8 protein-coding genes are annotated in these 18,765 nt (G+C 42.5%); 1 reads left to right on the top strand and 7 read right to left on the bottom strand.

Translation table 11 applies throughout. The features are described from left to right. Positions 1-47: 47 nt before the first annotated feature. Positions 48-2,102, top strand: coding sequence for a helix-turn-helix domain-containing protein (locus G4420_RS09625; RefSeq protein ID WP_163323441.1), 2,055 nt, complete (start codon positions 48-50; stop codon positions 2,100-2,102). Positions 2,103-2,244: 142 nt separating this feature from the next. Here G4420_RS09625 and G4420_RS09620 read toward each other — a convergent pair whose 3' ends face one another. The 7 genes from G4420_RS09620 to G4420_RS09590 form a co-directional block, all read right to left on the bottom strand. Further along, positions 2,245-4,089 carry an outer membrane protein assembly factor BamB family protein gene (locus G4420_RS09620; RefSeq protein WP_204273646.1) on the bottom strand — a complete coding sequence of 615 codons (1,845 nt, stop codon included), beginning with the start codon at positions 4,087-4,089 and terminating at the stop codon, positions 2,245-2,247. An 18-nt stretch (positions 4,090-4,107) separates the two neighbouring features. After that, entirely contained in the window at positions 4,108-5,292 is a 1,185-nt protein-coding gene (locus G4420_RS09615) for an exo-beta-N-acetylmuramidase NamZ family protein (protein ID WP_163323440.1), read from the bottom strand. An 82-nt stretch (positions 5,293-5,374) separates the two neighbouring features. Continuing rightward, positions 5,375-7,207 carry a RagB/SusD family nutrient uptake outer membrane protein gene (locus G4420_RS09610; RefSeq protein WP_163323439.1) on the bottom strand — a complete coding sequence of 611 codons (1,833 nt, stop codon included), beginning with the start codon at positions 7,205-7,207 and terminating at the stop codon, positions 5,375-5,377. 13 nt (positions 7,208-7,220) lie between these two features. Beyond that, complete coding sequence (locus G4420_RS09605) at positions 7,221-10,586, bottom strand: SusC/RagA family TonB-linked outer membrane protein (protein ID WP_163323438.1); 3,366 nt, start codon at positions 10,584-10,586, stop codon at positions 7,221-7,223. Between the two features lie 142 nt (positions 10,587-10,728). Further along, positions 10,729-13,734: a glycoside hydrolase family 3 N-terminal domain-containing protein gene (locus G4420_RS09600; protein ID WP_163323437.1), complete on the bottom strand. Its 3,006-nt coding sequence runs from the start codon at positions 13,732-13,734 to the stop codon at positions 10,729-10,731. A 36-nt stretch (positions 13,735-13,770) separates the two neighbouring features. After that, positions 13,771-14,880: an acyltransferase family protein gene (locus G4420_RS09595; RefSeq protein WP_163323436.1), complete on the bottom strand. Its 1,110-nt coding sequence runs from the start codon at positions 14,878-14,880 to the stop codon at positions 13,771-13,773. A gap of 465 nt (positions 14,881-15,345) precedes the next feature. Then, on the bottom strand, positions 15,346-18,147 hold the full coding sequence (locus tag G4420_RS09590; RefSeq protein ID WP_163323435.1) for a glycoside hydrolase family 2 protein: 2,802 nt from the start codon (positions 18,145-18,147) through the stop codon (positions 15,346-15,348). Between the last annotated feature and the right edge of the window lie 618 nt (positions 18,148-18,765).

Here is an 18,765-nt window from a genome sequence, read left to right as displayed (position 1 = left end):
CTGCATTTTCATAAATTTATCTACTTTCGGGGTCAATTAAATTCAGCATGTCGGACACATCAATTTTTGGAGCAGATTTTATCGAAAAAGCAGAAGCGATCATTCTTGAGAATATCGCGAATGAGCAATTTGGCGTTTCCGAACTGGCCGATCTCATGAATATGAGCCGTTCCAGTTTGCTTCGAAAAATAAAAACACATACACAGCTTTCGGCTAGTCAGTTTATTCGTCAGGTTCGTGTAACAAAAGGCCTGGAACTGCTAAAACATACCTCACTAACGGTAGCCGAAATTTCGTTCCAGGTTGGTTTTGGAAACACCTCGTATTTCATTAAATGCTTTCGCGAACAATACGGGTATTCTCCCGGCGAAGTGCGGAAAGGAGTTGTACGGGAAGAGAACGATGATGTTCAGGAAAGTGGTTTCAAAAAATACAAATGGTATGGAATTGGGGCGATGGTTATCGTCGTAATTGTTGTATCGGTTTTACTTCTCAGCAAAAAAAACGAGACTCCGGTTGAATTGGAGAAATCGATTGCAGTACTGCCTTTTGTAAACGAAAGCAACGATTCGCTGAACCTGTACTTTGTTAACGGGCTCATGGAATCGACATTAAACAATCTGCAGAAAATTGGCGATTTGCGTGTTGTTAGCCGGACTTCGGTAGCAAAGTATCGCGATACCGATAAAGCTATTCCGGAAATTGCAGAAGAATTGAATGTGAATTACCTGGTGGAGGGAAGTGGCCAACGTTTTGGGAACCAGGTTTTGCTGAATATTCAGTTGATTGAAGCGGCCACCGACCGGCCAATTTGGAGCGAACAATACAGCCGTGAAGTGGACGATGTATTTGCGCTTCAGAATGAAGTGGCGCGAAAAATCGCCGGAGCCATTGAAGCTGTTGTAACGCCTGCCGAACTAAAACAAATTGAGAAAATACCGACAGAAAATTTAGAGGCCTACGACTATTATTTGCAGGCACTTAACTTGTATTATAACCGAACGCAGGAGAATTTGGAGAAGGCGATTTCTTTGTTTGAGAAAGCAATAGACGAGGACGGTGAGTTTGCGCTGGCTTATGCCAATGTGGCTATTTCGTATTACTTTCTCGATGTGAACCAAAAGGAAAAACAATACACTGAGGAAATCAACAATTTTGCTGATAAAGCGCTGCTTTACGACTCACGTTCCGCTGAAAGCCTTATTGCCAAGGCACTTTATTATATGCAAATGGAGGAGTATCAGTTGGCACTGCCGCACCTTGAAAAGGCGCTTGAATACAACCCCAACTCGTCGGCGGTGGTGCAGATGCTGGCCGATTTGTATGCCCGTGTAATTCCGAACACCGCGAAATACCTCGAGTATGCGCTAAAAGGTATTCAGCTTGATATTGCAGCGAACGATTCTATTGGCAAAAGTTTCATCTATTTGCACCTGAGTAATGCGCTTATTCAGAATGGTTTTGTTGATGAGGCGGCTACATATATCGAAAAATCGCTGGATTTCAATCCTGAGAATTATTATGCACCGCTGGTGAAAACTTATATTTTGTACGCTAAAGACGGCGATGCAGAGCGGACCAAAAAATTAATGCTTAAGGAGTGGCGCAAGGATACTACCCGGCTGGATCTTATGCAGGAAGTGGCAAAAGTTTATTTTTACCAGGAACACTATGACAGTGCCTTTTATTATTTCGAGAAGTTTGTTGATGCCCGCGACCAATACGGACTGAATATTTATCCGCAGGAGGATATTAAAATTGCCTGGGTATATAAAAAGATGGGTTTGCAGGAACAGGCATCTAAGTATCTTGATAATTATAAGACCTATTGCGATAACGATGAATCGATTTATAAAAGTGCGAGTATGGCGGTAATGTATGAATATGAGGGGAAATACGAGGAGGCGATCGAACAGCTTAAAATCTTTGCAACACAGGATAATTACCAGTACTGGATTTTAGTTTTCCAGGATATAGATCCGATTTTGAAACCCATTGAAAACAATCCGGAATACCGAAAAACACTTCAAAAGATAAAAGATCGGTTTTGGAAAAATCATGAGACGATAGAGAAAGTTTTGGTGGATAAGGGACTGATATAAGAAGTTAGTAAAACCTTGGTCTAACTCCTGCCTTTTTCCGCAAGTTCTTCAATTGAAATCAGTTCCCAATAAAAAACGACCACATTGAGCGGCCGTTTTTATTCGATTTATTCTTTTAGTTTTATTGTAAAACCTTTACTTATCAATATTGCAAGCACACAATTTTTCCGTCGAGTAATGAAACCAGCACGCGTTGGTTATCAATTGGAAGAATGTGGTTTACCAGCGCATTAGATAGTTTGTATTTCCAGGCTACCTGATGTGTTGTTTTGTTAATGGCGCATACAATTCCTTCTGTTGTAGGCACAAAAACCAGGTTTCCGGCCTCAGTAATCGGCGAGGGGGCAATTTCATATCCCAGCTCTGCGTTGCATTCCCATGCCAGCTTTTGTTCGTTGGCTGAAGTGTAAAAAGCATCAACATTTCCTTCGGTCATATTTTTAATGTAAGCCAGTTGACCGTCGTTCGAAATGCCGATTGATTCGCGGCAGGAGTATTCTTTCGAATGCCAGATTTCTTGTCCTGTATTGGCATCGAGAGCGGTCATGTACCGATCGGGTGCTACAATAAATATTTTACCGTTGGCAGCTACCGGCCAAACGGCCGCCGGCGATAACATACGGTTACTGTATTTTTCGCGTTTCCACTCCAGTTTCCCTGTTTTGGCATTGAGGGCATAAAACGTATTTCCCCACGAGCCAAAATAAACGTTGCCCTGGTATACCAATGGTTTGCTTTCCACAAAATTATTCACTTGGTTGAAGGCCCAGTTTAGCTTACCCGATTTTAGATCGATTGCCCGAAATATCCCTTCAGACGATCCGATGTAGACCGAATTTTTGTGAATTACCGGTGAGGCCACAATCGATTTTCCGGTAGCGAAACTCCATTCTTTTTTACCGGTTTTCAAATCAAGACAGTAGATATTGTTATCGGTTGATGCACAAACCACTTTGTCTTTTGCAATGGCGGGTGTGGAATAGATTTTCCCGTTTGTTTGAAATTGCCAAAGGTATTCACCCGTGTTTTCATCCAATGCAACAATGGCGCCGGCAGCATTTCCGTATACGGTAATTCCTTTTTCGCTGGCTAATCCTGTTCCAATATCGCTAACATCCTGCAACTCCCAAACCGTGCTTATTTCAGGATAATCCAGGTTGCCCGAATAATCGGGGCGTGGGTAGTCGTTTTCTTTTTCACTAAACTGATGATTTACCAGTGGTATCCTGCACCATACTTTATGTGTTTTGAGTCCCGGAGTGCGTTCGGCGTAGAACATCGTATCTTGTTTGATAGTAACAATATTGTATCCTCCAATTTCGTCTTTTGCTCTCAGGTTCGATCGGCTCATTACACCCGGAATTCCTTCAAAATCGAACAATTTGTTGGCGTGTCCGTGTCCCAGTAAATCCGCCTGAATATTGCGTGTTTTTAGCCGGTCGATGATTTTGTACCAGTTCGACAGTGAATTGTCGAGCGGGTAGTGGTTAACAAAAATAATGGGTTGCTCAGGATCTTTCATGTTTTGCAAAACCGAATCGAGATAAACGATTTGTTCGTGAGGTACCAGTCCGGGTGCCATTCGCATGTTTGGCCCGCTGGCCGTTCCGATAAACAGGTAACCACCGGCTTCGAACGAAAATTCCTCGCAGCCGAAAATGCGAACAAAACTGTTATTGCCGCTTTCCGACCATTTTGAATCGTGATTTCCTGGAACAACATACCACGGTTTATTGAATTTTGACAGGATTGATTTTGCTTCGTTGAGTTCTTCGTCGGAACCAAATTCGGTTACGTCGCCTGATAAAATAACAAAGTTGATATCTTCCTGACTGTTAATGTCGTTCACTGTTCGTATAAGATCTTCTGCTCCCGTACTTCCGCCAACATGGGTGTCGGTAATATGGGCGAAGCACAGTTGCTGCGCCTGCACTAAGGGCACCAACAAAAGAAATAAGCTTGCCAGTATGAGTGTTTTCTTCATCATAAAATTGTTTTCAGTCGTTTAATATAACAAGTATTTTTTACGCATTTCCTTAAAATTGTCGAGATCTGCTTGCCACGACTCGCGAATTTCTTCTTCGCTCAGTCCTGCAATAATTTGCTTTCGTAACTGGTCGGTTCCTGCCAGCTTATCAAAAAACGGCGTGAAAAAATTCTCTTTGTCATCCGATTTATTGTAAAAATCGATTAGGTATTTTATTTCAAGCTGTTTTATGTTTTGAAGCTCAGATATTGGAGTTTCCGACAAATCGTAGCCGTAACAGGTTTCGCCTTCAAACTTGGGATGCAATGCTAATACCGGTATCGATTTAGGTATGTACGAAAAGTCTTTTGGTGTGTAATAGGGCGCTCCGAATACCTGAAAAGGAGTATCAGTTCCCCGGCCTTCGTTTACATCGGCACCTTCGAACAAACAAATGGAAGGGTACAGGTAAACCGATTTCATATCGGCCAGGTTAGGCGAGGGAAGTACCGGAAGCTGGTATTTGGTTTCGTGGGTGTAATTTTCCATTTTAACCACTTCCAAATCACATTGAATACCGTCTTTTAGCCAGCCTTCGCTGTTCACCATTTTAGCATATTCGCCAACCGTCATTCCGTGGATAACCGGAATTGGGTATAAGCCTATTCCGCTTTCAAACCCCGGCTTTAACACCGGTCCATCAACATAATATCCAAGTGGATTCGGACGATCGAGAACGATAACTTTTATACCATTTTCGGCCGACGCTTCCATTACCCTGGTCATTGTATTGATATAAGTAAAGAACCGAACACCAACATCTTGCATATCAAAGATCATTACGTCGATACCTTCGAGCATTTCCGGCGTTGGTTTGCGGTACTTGCCATACAACGAGTACACCGGAATTCCTGTTTCAGGATCAGTTGTTCCATCAACATGCTCTCCGCGTTCAACATTGCCTTTGTAGCCGTGCTCAGGCGCATAAATACCTTTTATGGCAACCCCCTTGTTAAATAGATAATCGATAAGATGGACAGAGTCAATAACAGAGGTTTGATTGACAACCAAGCCAACGTTTTTGTTCTCGAGCAGCGGTAGATACGAATCTGTGAGCTCGGCACCAACAACTACTTCTTGTGGCGAAGTTTGAGTTGTAGTTCCGCATCCGGTAAAAAGAATGTACGCCAGAAGAATTATACCTGATATTACATGCTGTTTCATTTCTGATAATTTTATTGATTAAAAAAAGAGGCTGCTATAAGATAAAGCAGCCTCTTTGTGTATTAATTCCAGGCTTATATTTCTAGTTCCATCCTGGTGTTTGACTTAATGTGTAGCCTTTGTCAGTGTATTCACTGATTTGTGCATTTCCTACAGGAGCAAGATATACACGATCAGTAAATTCGTCGCGTTCGGCAATACTTTCAGGAACAAAATAACCCACCATTTCAGCGGCGTTTGTACCATCGTAGGTAACAATTGTCCCATTTTCGTTTTCTACTCTTAAAACGCCTTCTTTTTCAGCAATCAGCCATTCAGGGAATTCTGCCTGGAAATCAATCCATAAACCACGCATGATATCCGGATTTTCAGAAGCCCTCATGTAGTCGATTTTATTCCAGCGTTTGATGTCGAGCAGGCGAGAGTGCTCGTATACAAATTCCATACGGCGTTCGCGTCTGATCTCCCAGATTAGTGCAGGAACATCTGCATCACGGGCAGGATCATCTGGCAATGCACTTAGCAATAGAGGCGCTGTTTGTGTAACACCTTTTTCAATCGCTACGTCATCCAATGGGCGTTCGCGAATAGCATTAATAGAAGCATCGATATCGGCCTGTGTAACTGCTGCACCACCTATAGTTGCCAGTTCTGCTTTTGCTTCAATCCAGTTTAAAACAACCTCTGCCAAACGCATTACCGGAGCATCGTTGGTATTGGTGTTTGAACCGTACATTGGAGGATAACCTGAACCATAGTAAGTTGGGCCAACCCTGTCGATAAATTTATCGGCATACAATAAGGTGGCTGATTCTTTCTTTGGAGTATCCCAGAAAGTGGCTTCAAAACGTGGGTCGCGGGTGGCAACCATGTTTTGAATATCCAGTTTGTCGGCATTTTCAACCGACGAAAGCAGGTAAGGTTTTGCATCGGTGCAAATAAATGCTTTTGCCAATGCAAGGTTTGCTGCAGTACCTTGTCCTTCAGTTATATTGGAATACGAAGCAACAGTATGTGTTACACCCAATGCAGCATCGTAGTGGCGGTACATAATAACTTCGGCATTTCCGGCCAGATCCTGAGATCCGAAAAGCGAGCGGAAATCACTGGTAAAAGAGTATTTACCCGATTCCATTACGATAGCCGCTGCATCAACAGCCATTTGCAAATATTTGCTTGCTTTTTCCGTGTTATTCAGGTGGTATTTTTGCCAGGTTCCTTCGAACAACATAAAGCGCGAAATAAATCCGGCAGCGGTGTAGCGATTAAGATATAGCGCATCGCCATCCGACAATTTCATGTTTGCCAAAACATATTCAAAGTCTTCGTAAACTTTATCCATCACCTCGGTACGGTCATCGCGGTCTTTGTATAAAACATCCAGTTCAGTGTCTGCAACAACGCTTCCATAATAAGGAACATCGCCAAATACACTTACAAGACGGCTGTACTCGTAACCTCTGAAAAAACGGGCAACTGCAGTCCAGTGATTGTATGCTTCTTCGGTAAGAATTCCGGCATCCATATTTTCAATTCTGTCCAAAAACAGATTCGATTTTCTTACCCACGAAAAGTTCCAGCTTGGTCCGGCATAAGTTGTCATCATGCTGGGAGTTGAGCTTGTACTCGCTCTTGACGATGGAGCCTGTGTTTCAAAACCTCCCTGCTTTCCGCGGGAAGTAAAATCATCAGAGAAATAGTAACTGCGAAGTGGGGTGTACGACGAACTCCATGATGAGTTATAACCAACAAAGTAATTTTCGTAAAAACCGTTGGCAAACAAACGAAGGTTGTTTTCCGACGACCAGTAGGTCTCGTCATTCATTTCGGTAAGCGACGGTCTGTCAAGAAAATCATCGCAACTGGTAAATGCCAGTAAGACCAGTGTTATTAATATTAAACTATATTTTTTCATGATTGTGTCGATTTTAGAAATTTAACTGAAGACCAATTGATGCACTTTTAAAGGTTGGTGTTCCAATACCTGTACGACTTAAGTTGTAGTTACTGCTGTTCCACATGGAGTAACCGGCAATTTCTTCCGGATCGATTGGCAGGTCGCGCAAATTATCGAAAGTGAAGAAGTTTTCGAGCGATACATAAACACGCAGGCTGCTCAGGCTGGCTTTTTCAACAAGTTGAGCCGGCAATGTATAACCAAAAGTGATGTTTTTAATTCTTAGGTACGACATATCGAGCAAATAGCGTGATTGTCTTACCATGTTTAGTGTAGTATTACTGTTGGCCATGTTGTAAGGGCGGGGGTAGAAGGCATCAGTGCGGTCTTCTCTCCAGAAATCAGTCGCCATTGCTTCCGGCATTGCACCGTCTGAGGCGTTAAATCCGGGAATAGCGAAGAATCCGTTACCCCAAACATCGCGTTTGCCAACACCTTGAAGAAATACAGAGAAGTCGAAACCTTTATAGTCGGTATTGATTCTGAAACTGTATTCGTAGCGAGGTGTACTGTTACCGATTTTTTTCAAATCACCATGGTCATCCAAAAGACGGCTTCCATCGTTGATAACTCCATCGCCATTCAGGTCTTTGAATTTCACATCGCCGGGGCCAAACATAAAGTTACCCGATTGCAGATAGCCTTGTGTTGGTGCATTTTCGTCAGCAAGCTGATAAACATTTCTGTTATCAGATGATGTTACTGTTACCAATTCGCCATTTTCGTATACAAAGTCGTCAGCCTGATACAAACGGTCTGTCTCATAACCCCAGATCTCGCCGTAAGTTTTTCCTACGTACCAGCTGTCAACAACTTGAGTCGATCCGTATTTGGTAATTTTTGTTTTTGCATCGGCTACTGTTGCCACTACGTTTAATCCTACACCATTGCGGAAACGGTGATTGTAGTCTAACTGCAATTCAAATCCGTTGGTGCGCAATGACCCAAAGTTGCCTTTTGGTGCCGATGTTCCGTAAGTAGTTGGAAGTCCTTCCTGAGGAACGATCATATTTTCGGTATCGCGTTGGTACCAGTCGAACGAAACTCCCAGTTTGTTATCGATAAAACGTGCATCGAAACCTAAGTCAAGGGTTGTAATATCTTGCCAGGTAATGGCAGCTGCTACCGAGGCAGGAGTTCCAAAATCATAAAGTTTTGAACCGCCAATAATCCAGTTGTTGTATCCGCCCGACATGGTTGGAATATACAATGAATTGTTAACAGTTTGGTCGCCAATTGTACCCCACGATCCGCGCAATTTTAACGAGCTAAGCACCGGCTGCAAATTTTTCATCCACTCTTCTTCGCTAACACGCCATCCGGCAGAGAACGATGGGAACCAACGCCACTGAAGGTCCGTAGGGAATTTAGAAGTACCATCGTAACGCAGGTTGGCTTCCAAAAGGTATTTGTCTTTCAGGCTATAGTTGATACGGCCAAAAAATCCAAGTTGCGACTCCCAGGCTTCGCTTCCGCCGGCAGTTTGAGTACCGGTAGCCAAGTCGAATTGAGGGTTGTTATAATCGATCAGTTCCGTTTTTTGCGACCAGTTTGAAGCAACGTCATAAGCTACCCTGTTCATACCGGCCATAAAATTAAACTTATGTATTTCGTCTAAAGTAAGATCGTAAGTGGTATTCAGGTTAATTGTTGACCACTTTTTGTTCTGAGAAAAACGATAAACACGGTCGGGGTTGGCACCAACTCCGGTGTATGTCAGCAGGTTCAGTTCGTAAGCCTCCATCGCACCATCGGCAGTTGAAGCTACTTGTTCGCCGGCGTTATTTACATAAATGCGGCTGCCGCTTTCATCGTATTTTGGCAATGCAGAACTCCAGCTGTTACGTGCAGTGTAACGTGTTCCAGGGTTTTTGTTAATATACTCCTGGTTGGCATATGTATAATCGAAGTTAATATTCCAGTCATCAACCGGAGTAATAACAAAACCACCGTTCATGCTGGTGTAGTTGGTTTCCTGAAATGCAGTGTTAGCTTGCGCAACTTCCGAAACGGGGCTCCTGATCGGGTCTCCCTCTTCAGTTGTTAACGGATAAATCGGGCTCCAGCGGTAAAGATATAACCATGGGTCGGCAGTAGTAGATGCTGTTGCAAAAGGATATCTTTTTACACGTTTCGAGAAAATCGATCCTCCGTGAACTTTCAACCAGCTGTTAACTTCAGTTCCAACTTTTATCGAACCGTTGTAACGTTTAAAATCATCTTCTTTGGCAGTTTTCATCATACCATTTTGGTCGAGGTAACCAAAGCCAATGTTAAAGTCGGTTTTACCGGTTTTTCCGTTAACCGAAAGGTTATGTTGCTGGCTTGGTGTCCATTCTTCGATCATATACTCATAAGGATCATAAGTACGCAAACCCAATTTATATCCGTTGGCATCAACATACCAGTCGCGTCCGTAAAGCATTGGATCGTTTGGTTTTACAACATCGCCCCATTGTTCTTCCCACTGTGCTGCTCTTTCGTAGCTGTCGCGGGTAACTTTCCAAAAAGCACCGGTAGCTGTTGCACCAACTCTTTCGGCTGCCAAAATTGAATACTCCAACGCTTCAACTCCACCCATTTCAATTTTTTTCGAAATGTTCTGAAACGAAAGGTTTGCAGAGTAAGAGATATTTACGCTTTCGGTTGAGGCTCCTTTTTTTGTGGTGATAAGGATTACACCAAAAGCACCTTTTGCTCCGTAAATCGATGCTGAAGCAGCATCTTTCAGAACAGAAATAGAAGCAATGTCGTCGGGATTAACCAGCTGGATAGAAGGTATCTCAACGTTGTCGAGCAAGATCAGAGGAGCGGTACCTCCTTCAAACGATGCCAGCTGACCACGAATTTTCAAAATGGGGTCGGAGCCAACTTCTCCACTTGGAACAACTACGTTCAAACCCGGAGTAAGACCTTGTAAACCACGACCTACATCGGGTATTGGTCTTGCTTCCAGTTCTTTGGTGTTAACCGATGCAACGGCACCTGTTAAGTTGGTTTTTTTCTGGATTCCATAGCCCACCACAACAACTTCGTCCAGTTCTTCCGACGAAGGTTTTAGCGAGAAATTGTAGGTAGATGCATCACCTACTACAACCTCCTGTGGTTCCATACCAATAAAACTAACCTTTATGGTGGCGTTAGCACTGACGGTAATTTGGTACTGCCCGTCAATATTAGTAACAACACCATTGGTGGTTCCTTTTTCAAGGACCGAGACACCAGGTAGTGGTTCATTTGTCGACTCTTCCCGTATTACACCGGAAATCTGACGTTTCTGCGCAAAAACCATAATGCCCATGCACAGAAAAAGAATAAATAATAAGCCTTTCTTCATGATAGATAAGGATTTTGAATTTAAATTAAATTAATGTTTGTTCTCATAATGTTCACATTCATTGCGTATAACTCAAGATTTAGTAAATCAATACATTAGTGTGTTGTATGATTAATTAATAGCGTTAGTTTATATTGGGTCACTACCTTTTCATTTCATCATAAAATACCTGTAAAATGTTGGTTCTAACATTCAGTTTTCCAAGCATATTTCCTTCGCGGGTTGGGTATACGCGATTGCAAAGGAAGATGTAAACCAGGTTATAAGTAGGATCGGCCCAAACAAATGTTCCGGTAAATCCGGAATGCCCGAAACTTTCGGGGCTCGCTCCCGGACACGGATAACTTTGCTCCGGGCTAAGTTCATCGTTGTTGAGAAGAGGTTTGTCAAAGCCCAATCCCCGGCGATTGTTATTTTCCGGAAACTGAACACGTGTAAATTCTTTCATGGTTGTCGGACTCAAATATTGTTCACCGCCGTAGGTACCCATTTGCATGTACATTTGAATTAGTTTTGCCAAATCGTTGGCATTGGCAAAAAGCCCGGCATTACCTGCTACACCACCAAAAACAGCAGCAGCTTCATCGTGTACTGTGCCCTGGATTTGTTGATTTCGGTAGTACGAATCGTATTCTGTTGGAACAATGCGGCTTTTTGGAAATTTATTTAATGGATTGTAGGTAATGTTGTACGCTCCTAGCGATTGGTAATAATTGGCATCTAAAAAATCGGTGTAAGCTTGTCCCGACAGGTCTTCTGTGATTTGCGGAATCAGGAGAAATGAGAGCCCACTGTAAACATATTTACCCGGAGGATTCAACTTCGATTTCCGGATATCCTTGTAGATATTTTTCTTGAAATCGTTTTTTAGAAACAGGTTCGGAGCAACTTCCAGCTGATAATCGTCTGTTTTTTGAACGGAATACCAACGGTTTTTTAGCTGCCCGTCTTTCGCTGTTTCCGACCAGTAATTAAGGTAGGGAATCAATCCGGCCTGATGTGCCAGAATTTCACGCCAGCCCATATCTTCTTTATCCGACGAGTGAAACAAACGTTTTTTCCAGTCGGGCCAGTAATCTGAAAATTTATCGTTGATATTGATTTTTCCTTCGTCGCTAAGTTTGAGTACGGCAGCCAGTGCACCCGTTACTTTGGTTACCGAAGCCAGGTCGTACAAGTCGTTTTCCGAAACCGGAATTCGTTCGTCGTAGGTGTGATAACCATAGGTTTTTCGGAATACTATTTTACCATCTTTTGCCGCCAGAACGCTGCAGCCCGGTGTTGCCCGTTTTGCAATGGCATCGTTAACAAGTGAATCTATACGGTGATTCAAACGTGTGCTGTTCATTCCAACTTCTTCAGGAATGGTGTATTTCATACGAACAGCCTTGTCGATGTTTAGTCCGTCGCCAATTTTATAGTAGTTGCCAAGCGTAACTGGAAGTTTACCTGATGCACCGATACCACCAAAAATTTGCTGAGCAGCTAATTCCTGCACCAGCGAGTCTTTTTGATAAGCCATGATCAGGCCGGCCGGAGGAGTGAAATCACGCACTTCGGTTAAGGCGTAAGGACTGGAAAAGAATACAACGATAGATTTTTTGTTATTAGACAGATAGTGCAGTAAATTTTCCGTTTCGTTGCTTAAACCATAAGGCCGTTTAGGCCTTGCCTTTTGCAGGCTGCCCACCTGCATCGACCGTCTGGTTTTGCTTTCGTACAAATGCAGGCCTGCAATTACCAGGTTATAATCCTTAAGTTTTGCTTTTACTGCATTTAACTCCTCTTCTGTGAATTGTTCGGGAAGGAAAAAGTTATCCGTTTTTGTGTATTTCGATAGCATCGATTGGAACGGAGTTTCTGCTGTTTCTCCAACAGTCAGGCAGGCGATTTTTAAGGTGTCGAGGCCTTTTAGCGGAATGATATCGTTTTGGTTTTCCAGAAATGTTAAGGAGGCCTCAATCAGTTTTCTTTTTACCAGTTCAGCCTGAGGGGTGTTTAATTCCTCCATGAGATTAACACGCGAAACCGGAGCTAGCTTGTTTAAACCTGCATCGTATTTTGCAGCCAATACTTTCCGGCATTTAAAATCAATTTCTTCTTGTGTTAGCAAACCGGATTCAATTGCTTTTTTGATTCCGGCAATGGTTAGTTCTACATCTTTCGGAAATTCAATAACATCATTACCGGCTTTGAGCGCCAGCGCTTCAATTTCGCCAGGAGCGCCAAAACTTTTAGCACCGGCCATGTTCATGGCATCGGTAACTACGAGCCCCTGGTAATTCCATTCGTCGCGAAGAATTCCGTTTAGAATTTTTGTCGACAGGCTGGATGGAATTTCTTTTGTACTATCAATTTTAGGAACATTCAAATGGGCACTCATCACTCCGGCAACACCGTTTTGAGTGAGTTCTTTGAACGGATACAGTTCAACCGAATCCAGTCGTTCGCGCGAATATGGAACCAGCGGAAGAGTAAGGTGCGAGTCAGTTTGTGTATCTCCATGTCCGGGGAAATGTTTGGCAATGGCCAGGATATTATTTTCCTGTAAGCCTTGCATATAAGCGATACCACAGGCTGCAACTTGTTTGGGTGATTCGCCAAACGAACGCATCCCGATAATTGGATTTAGTGGCTGGGTATTTATATCGACAACGGGGCCAAGGCTAACCTGAACGCCCAAACGTTTCATCTGTTTGGCCATTTCGGTGGTGGCCTGTTTTATCAATTCCGGATTGTGCGAGGCACCCATCATCATATTGTACGGAAAAGGCATAACACCGGGAAGTCGCATTCCGGCTCCCCACTCAGCGTCCATGGCTACAAAGAGCGGCGTTTGAGCCGAAGCCTGATAAAAATTGGTAAGTTCAGCTTGTTTAATCGGATCGCCGGTAAAAAAAATCACACCTCCGAGATTGTATTCTTTAATCAGCTCAGCTACTTTTAGCTGACCGGCTATGTTTTTATCAGCTGCGGTGTTTACCCATATTAACTGAGCTATGCGCTGCTCGGCCGATAAAGATTGAAATACAGAATCTACCCAATGTTTTTTGTCGGTTTCAGTGAGCTGTGTTTGTGCCATAGCTGTTCCCCGGATCGCAAAAAGTATAAGTAGTAGTAAGACAGTTTGTTTTATGTTCCAGATCATTTCTGTATGCTGTTAAAAAATAGAATTTGTGACGGTTTAAACTTTTATGAATATTTTCTTTTGGTAGAGGATTCGGGCAATCAGCCAGAAAAAGGCAACATGCGTGAGTGCAAACAGTAGCGAGCCGTTTAGCGGTCCTGCCAGTGGTTCAAATACCTGATGATAAAGCCAGCTGTATCCGTTGGTTATTTGTTCCTCGCTATTCGTGAATTTAATTACCCTTGTTAAGGTCTTGGCCCATAAGCCCGAAAGAGCAAAAATGAACAGTGGATTCATTCCGAAAACCACAAAAAAGGATGTCCATTTTTTGTAGGATTTTATGTCGATGATCCAAATGAGTGTTGCCAGTACAATCGAAGCCCAGCCTGCAGTATACAACACGTAGGAGCTTGTCCAAAGTGGTTTGTTGATAGGGAAAACCAGTCCCCAAACTAATCCTGTAGCAATACCTGCCAGCCCGCCAAGAAGAAGCCAACGGGGGATTTTTGTCTCTTCAGTTTTATGGATCAGAGCACCCGCCATATAACCCAGTAATGCTGTAACAATTGCCGGGATGGTGCTTAACAGGCCTTCAGGATCGAACGGAATCCCAAAACCATGATACATATGGTTTTCTCCAAGAATTGTACGGTCGAAAGGTAGCGTTGCATTGCCTTCCAAACTAAAAGGAGCCTCGTGCCCAAAGTAGAACAGGATACCCCAATACAGTAAAAGTATGGTTCCGGAAATATAGGGCAACCACGATTTTTTAGCAGAGAGTACTATTAATGATGTAATTCCGTAAACAATTGCTATGCGCTGAAGAACACCGAGAATGCGCAGTTTTGAGAAATCTTTGGCCCATTGCGGAAATGAATTGAGAAACAAACCGATGGCAAAAATTAAAATTGTTCGTTTCGCCAGACGTTTAAACGATTCCTGATTTAAAGTATTTCCATATTTTGAAAATGAAAAGTACATAGAAACTCCAACAATAAACAGGAAAAAAGGAAAGACAAGGTCGGTTGGTGAACACCCGTTCCATGCCGAGTGTTTTAGTGGTTGATAGATGTATGACCAACTTCCGGGATTGTTAACCGTGATCATTGCCACTATGGTTAAACCGCGCAGAACATCAAGAGCCAGATACCGTTTTGTTGTTTTCATTAATCGTTTTTCAGGTAATCAGGTTTGTCAATTTTCTTCTGTTTTTCAAAAGAAGGTCCTCAAATATAAAGTATTTTTGTAATATGTATGACAAAAATGCAAAAAAATACAATATTCTAATTTTTTACAAATAGCTGTAATTAATATTTAATGGTGTCAAAATGTTGTTAAATTGTGAAAATGTAGGTCGAAAAGGCTGTTTAGAGGGGAATGAGGAGTGGTGGTTTTTTGATTTTTATCCCGGATTATACTATTTATTATGAGGTATAATATAATATGTAATACAAATACAGGTGCTTTGCTTCAGCATATAGTCTAACGGCTTTGATTTTCAGTACATATTGGCCTTGATTTGGTTTTGATCTTCTGGTACTGATTAAAAAATGCACTTTTGAGGAAACGAATCGCAAAAGAAAATGGCTGCAAGATAAATCCTGCAGCCATTTTCTTGATATGGTAATCTTATTACTCGGCTCTAAAATCGAACCACAATTTAATCGGGTAACTATCGTCGCCACGGCGTTCGAAGAACATTCCTTTTTTAGCATTTGGCCCTAATCTGTCGATTTGGAAGAACTTGGTTCCAATGGCCGGAATCTCATATAAGAACGAAATATCGCCCTCCGGGAATGTCGGGAAAGTACCACCTGCCACGTGCTTCGGTTTTGCAGGTTTAAACAGCTGGAAATACAGGTTTGGTGTTTCCGAGATAATAGTTATCGGGCTTTCGGTTGTTTCCAGTGTTGCCCAGAACAAATTGCCGTGGTAGCCTTTAAATTCGGGATAAACCAAATTCTCAAAACTTTCGCCTGTGATGGTATTGTTGTACTCTTTTTCCCAAACACCAATTTCGCTACCTTTTAAACGGTTTTTCCATACGCGGTAAGGCCCGCGTCCCATCCACTTTACTCCCGTACATTTGGTTTCTGGATAATTAAATGAGATACCCACATAATCAACATCAAAAACTCCGTCACGAAGAGGATTGGCAACCAATTTTAATAAACCACTTTTTTCAAGTGTCCAGGTTATTTTGCGCGGATAGGTTTTAGTGGTAATTTCAAACTGGAAAGTCCCATCGTCGTTCATTTTCCATTCCGTTCCGGTAACTTCGTGCTCAACACCTGTTGCAACTGGCCCGCCAGTAAACGATACGTTTCCTTTGCCGTTTTTAACTGATAATAATGTTCCGTCGGCTTTGTTGAATTCAATGGCCACATCGGCTACCGAAGCGGTTACCGCCTCTTCGGTTTCCTGAATTGAAATATCTGAACCTCCGGTGTTAAGTTCGGCCAGTAATTCTTTTGCTTTGTCTGTCGGCTGAATAACCGGCCAGCTCCAGGTGTAAAGTTCTTCACCATGCGGACCGATAGCTGTAAAACGGAACAAATCTGCATTTTCAAGTGCGTTATTCAGCTCTATTTCTACCTGGGCAGTTTCGCCCGGTTTGGCAGCAGGGCTTTTAACGGTTCCCGAACTAACCTGTTTTTCATCCTCAGGATGGAGACCTGTTTTTACTGCTTCCCATTTAAACGAACACTGATTGAGGTTGGTGTAAATATATTTGTTCGACAAAAACAAGCGGCCGTTCCAGCTTTTAACAATGGCTACCGGTTCCACCTGCACCGGCGACCAGATTTCTTTAATGGTGTAAAAGCTGGCTTCTTTTTCGCGGTGAGGTCCCAAAATTCCATCAGGAGCGTGGTTTCCATCGCCATCAAAAACGGTATCCGGTTTGTCGGTGCGCAAAACCGCTTCATCAACAAAAACCCATAAAAATCCTCCGGCATGAAGTGGCGAAGTCTGGTAGTTTCTCCAAAAATCTTCCAATCCGGCACCATGACCACCGTCGTATAATCCGTGCAAGAATTCGGTTGGCATAAACGGATCGTTACCATAGGTGTATCGTCCAATGGCGTATTCAAATTCAGGGTAGTGGTGTGTGTCAACACCGTTGCGTAATAACCATGGGTAAATTATCGGGCGACGCTGAATATCGTATTCATAGAACGTTTTTTCGTTTCTGAAATCCCACCCCCCTTCATTTCCATGGTCGAGAATCACGACGCTCGCGTGGTTTTCATCCTTCAGAATGGTTTCTTTAATCAGTTTTGGGCCAACAATAGTGTCGTAACCTTGCTGCCACCCGGTAACTTCGTCGAGCACAAAAAGCCCCAGTGAATCGCAAAGATCGAGGAAACGTTTGTCTGGAGGGTAGTGCGAACTACGAACGGCATTCATGTTCATTTCCTTCATAAGTTCGATGTCCATGATATGATTCCTTTCGCTCAATGAGCGGCCTGTTTCGGGCCAGAATGAGTGACGGTTTACCCCTTTAAATAACACTTTTTCACCGTTTACATAAAAGCCGTCGTGTTTGCGCAATTCAACGGTTCTGAATCCGATCCGCTCGGTAACTTCATGCAAAACATCGCTGCCTTTTTTTAGCGATATTTTCATGTTGTACAAGGTTGGCCATTCCGGATTCCACGCTTTAATAGTTGAAAATTTACCCGATACCCAGACTTCTTTATTACCTTTTTCTATTTCTGCCTGAACGGGCGAACCGATTTCATTTCCTTTTAGATCGAATAATTCAACCGTGACTGATAAATCTGATTTTGATTCATTCAGGTCGATCAGCACATTAAACGAACCGTCGGCTTTTGGATCGATAGCTGTACGGCTCATGTGTACCTCAGGAAGCACCTCGAGGAAAACCGGACGGAAAATTCCACCGAAAATCCAGAAGTCGGCCTGGCGCTCGGCACGGTTTACCGATTCGTTGGCAGAATGTTTGGCAACGTCAACCTCCAGCAGGTTGTTTTGCCCATATTTTAGCAATTTACTGATATCGTATTTAAAGCGGTAAAAACTTCCCTGGTGCATTTCACCAGCCGAGTTACCATTAATTTTCACTTTGGTGTCGGTCATCGAGCCATCAAAAACAATATTGATGGTTTTGCCTTTCCAGCTTCGCGGCACTTCAAATTCGTGTTTGTAAAGGCCGTGCTCTTTTCCCAGTTTACTATTTTCATTGGACCAGTCGTGGCCATAATTATAAGTTCCAAATCCCTGAAGCTCCCAGTTTGAAGGTACAGGTATTTTTGTCCAGGTATCGCTGTTTCTTCCTTCGGTGCAGAAAAAATCCCAATCAACTGTATTATCGGCATCGGTTCCCGACAGATAAACGATTTCGGTAGTTTGGGCAAATCCTTGTAAAGTGAGAAATAATGAGATTGTAAATAGTAAGAGTAATTGTTTCATTTTGATGTTTTATTGCCTGTTAGTGAAAAATATTAATTCAGCGGTAACTCCTTGTTAAGGAAGTTGAACCGGATGTTTCCAGAATCGATTGAATAATATGTAGAACAAAAATATAAAATTCTGGCAGGTGCGTTGTGGACGATTTTCATTTTTGGGTGGACAAAACTATAAGAAATTGTTTCACCACAAACGTGAAAAAGATCATTTGGAAGAAAAAAGAACAATATTATCCATTTTTATAAATCAAATGTGTAAAAGTTAAAAACGGCTGGCTCCTAAATAACTAGTTTTGTCATGTGATGGAATAATGATACTTGTAACACGATACCGGACAACTATGATTTTATTGATAAAGACCGACAAGCTTTCGTGAAAGGTAACCGAATATACAATGTTCACGAGAGAAATGGTAACCTGTCAGCATAAACAACGCGAGGGTTATGTGTTACTTTGACTAAAGATATAATCGATAAAAGAATGTTATAGTTGGTATATCAGACTATTGTATTTGATTGGTGTTTAATCAATGAAACCGATGAGCTTGAGCTGTACAAACCAAGGCCTTTTTAGTGTAAAACAGGGATATCCGACTGAAAGGTTTTTTAGCGGTAAGCAAAG

This window comes from Draconibacterium mangrovi (genome assembly GCF_010586825.1).
GTDB classification, from domain to species: Bacteria; Bacteroidota; Bacteroidia; order Bacteroidales; family Prolixibacteraceae; genus Draconibacterium; species Draconibacterium mangrovi.
The sequence above is the reverse complement of the archived record's forward strand: the minus strand, read 5'-3'. Positions and strand labels throughout refer to the sequence as shown.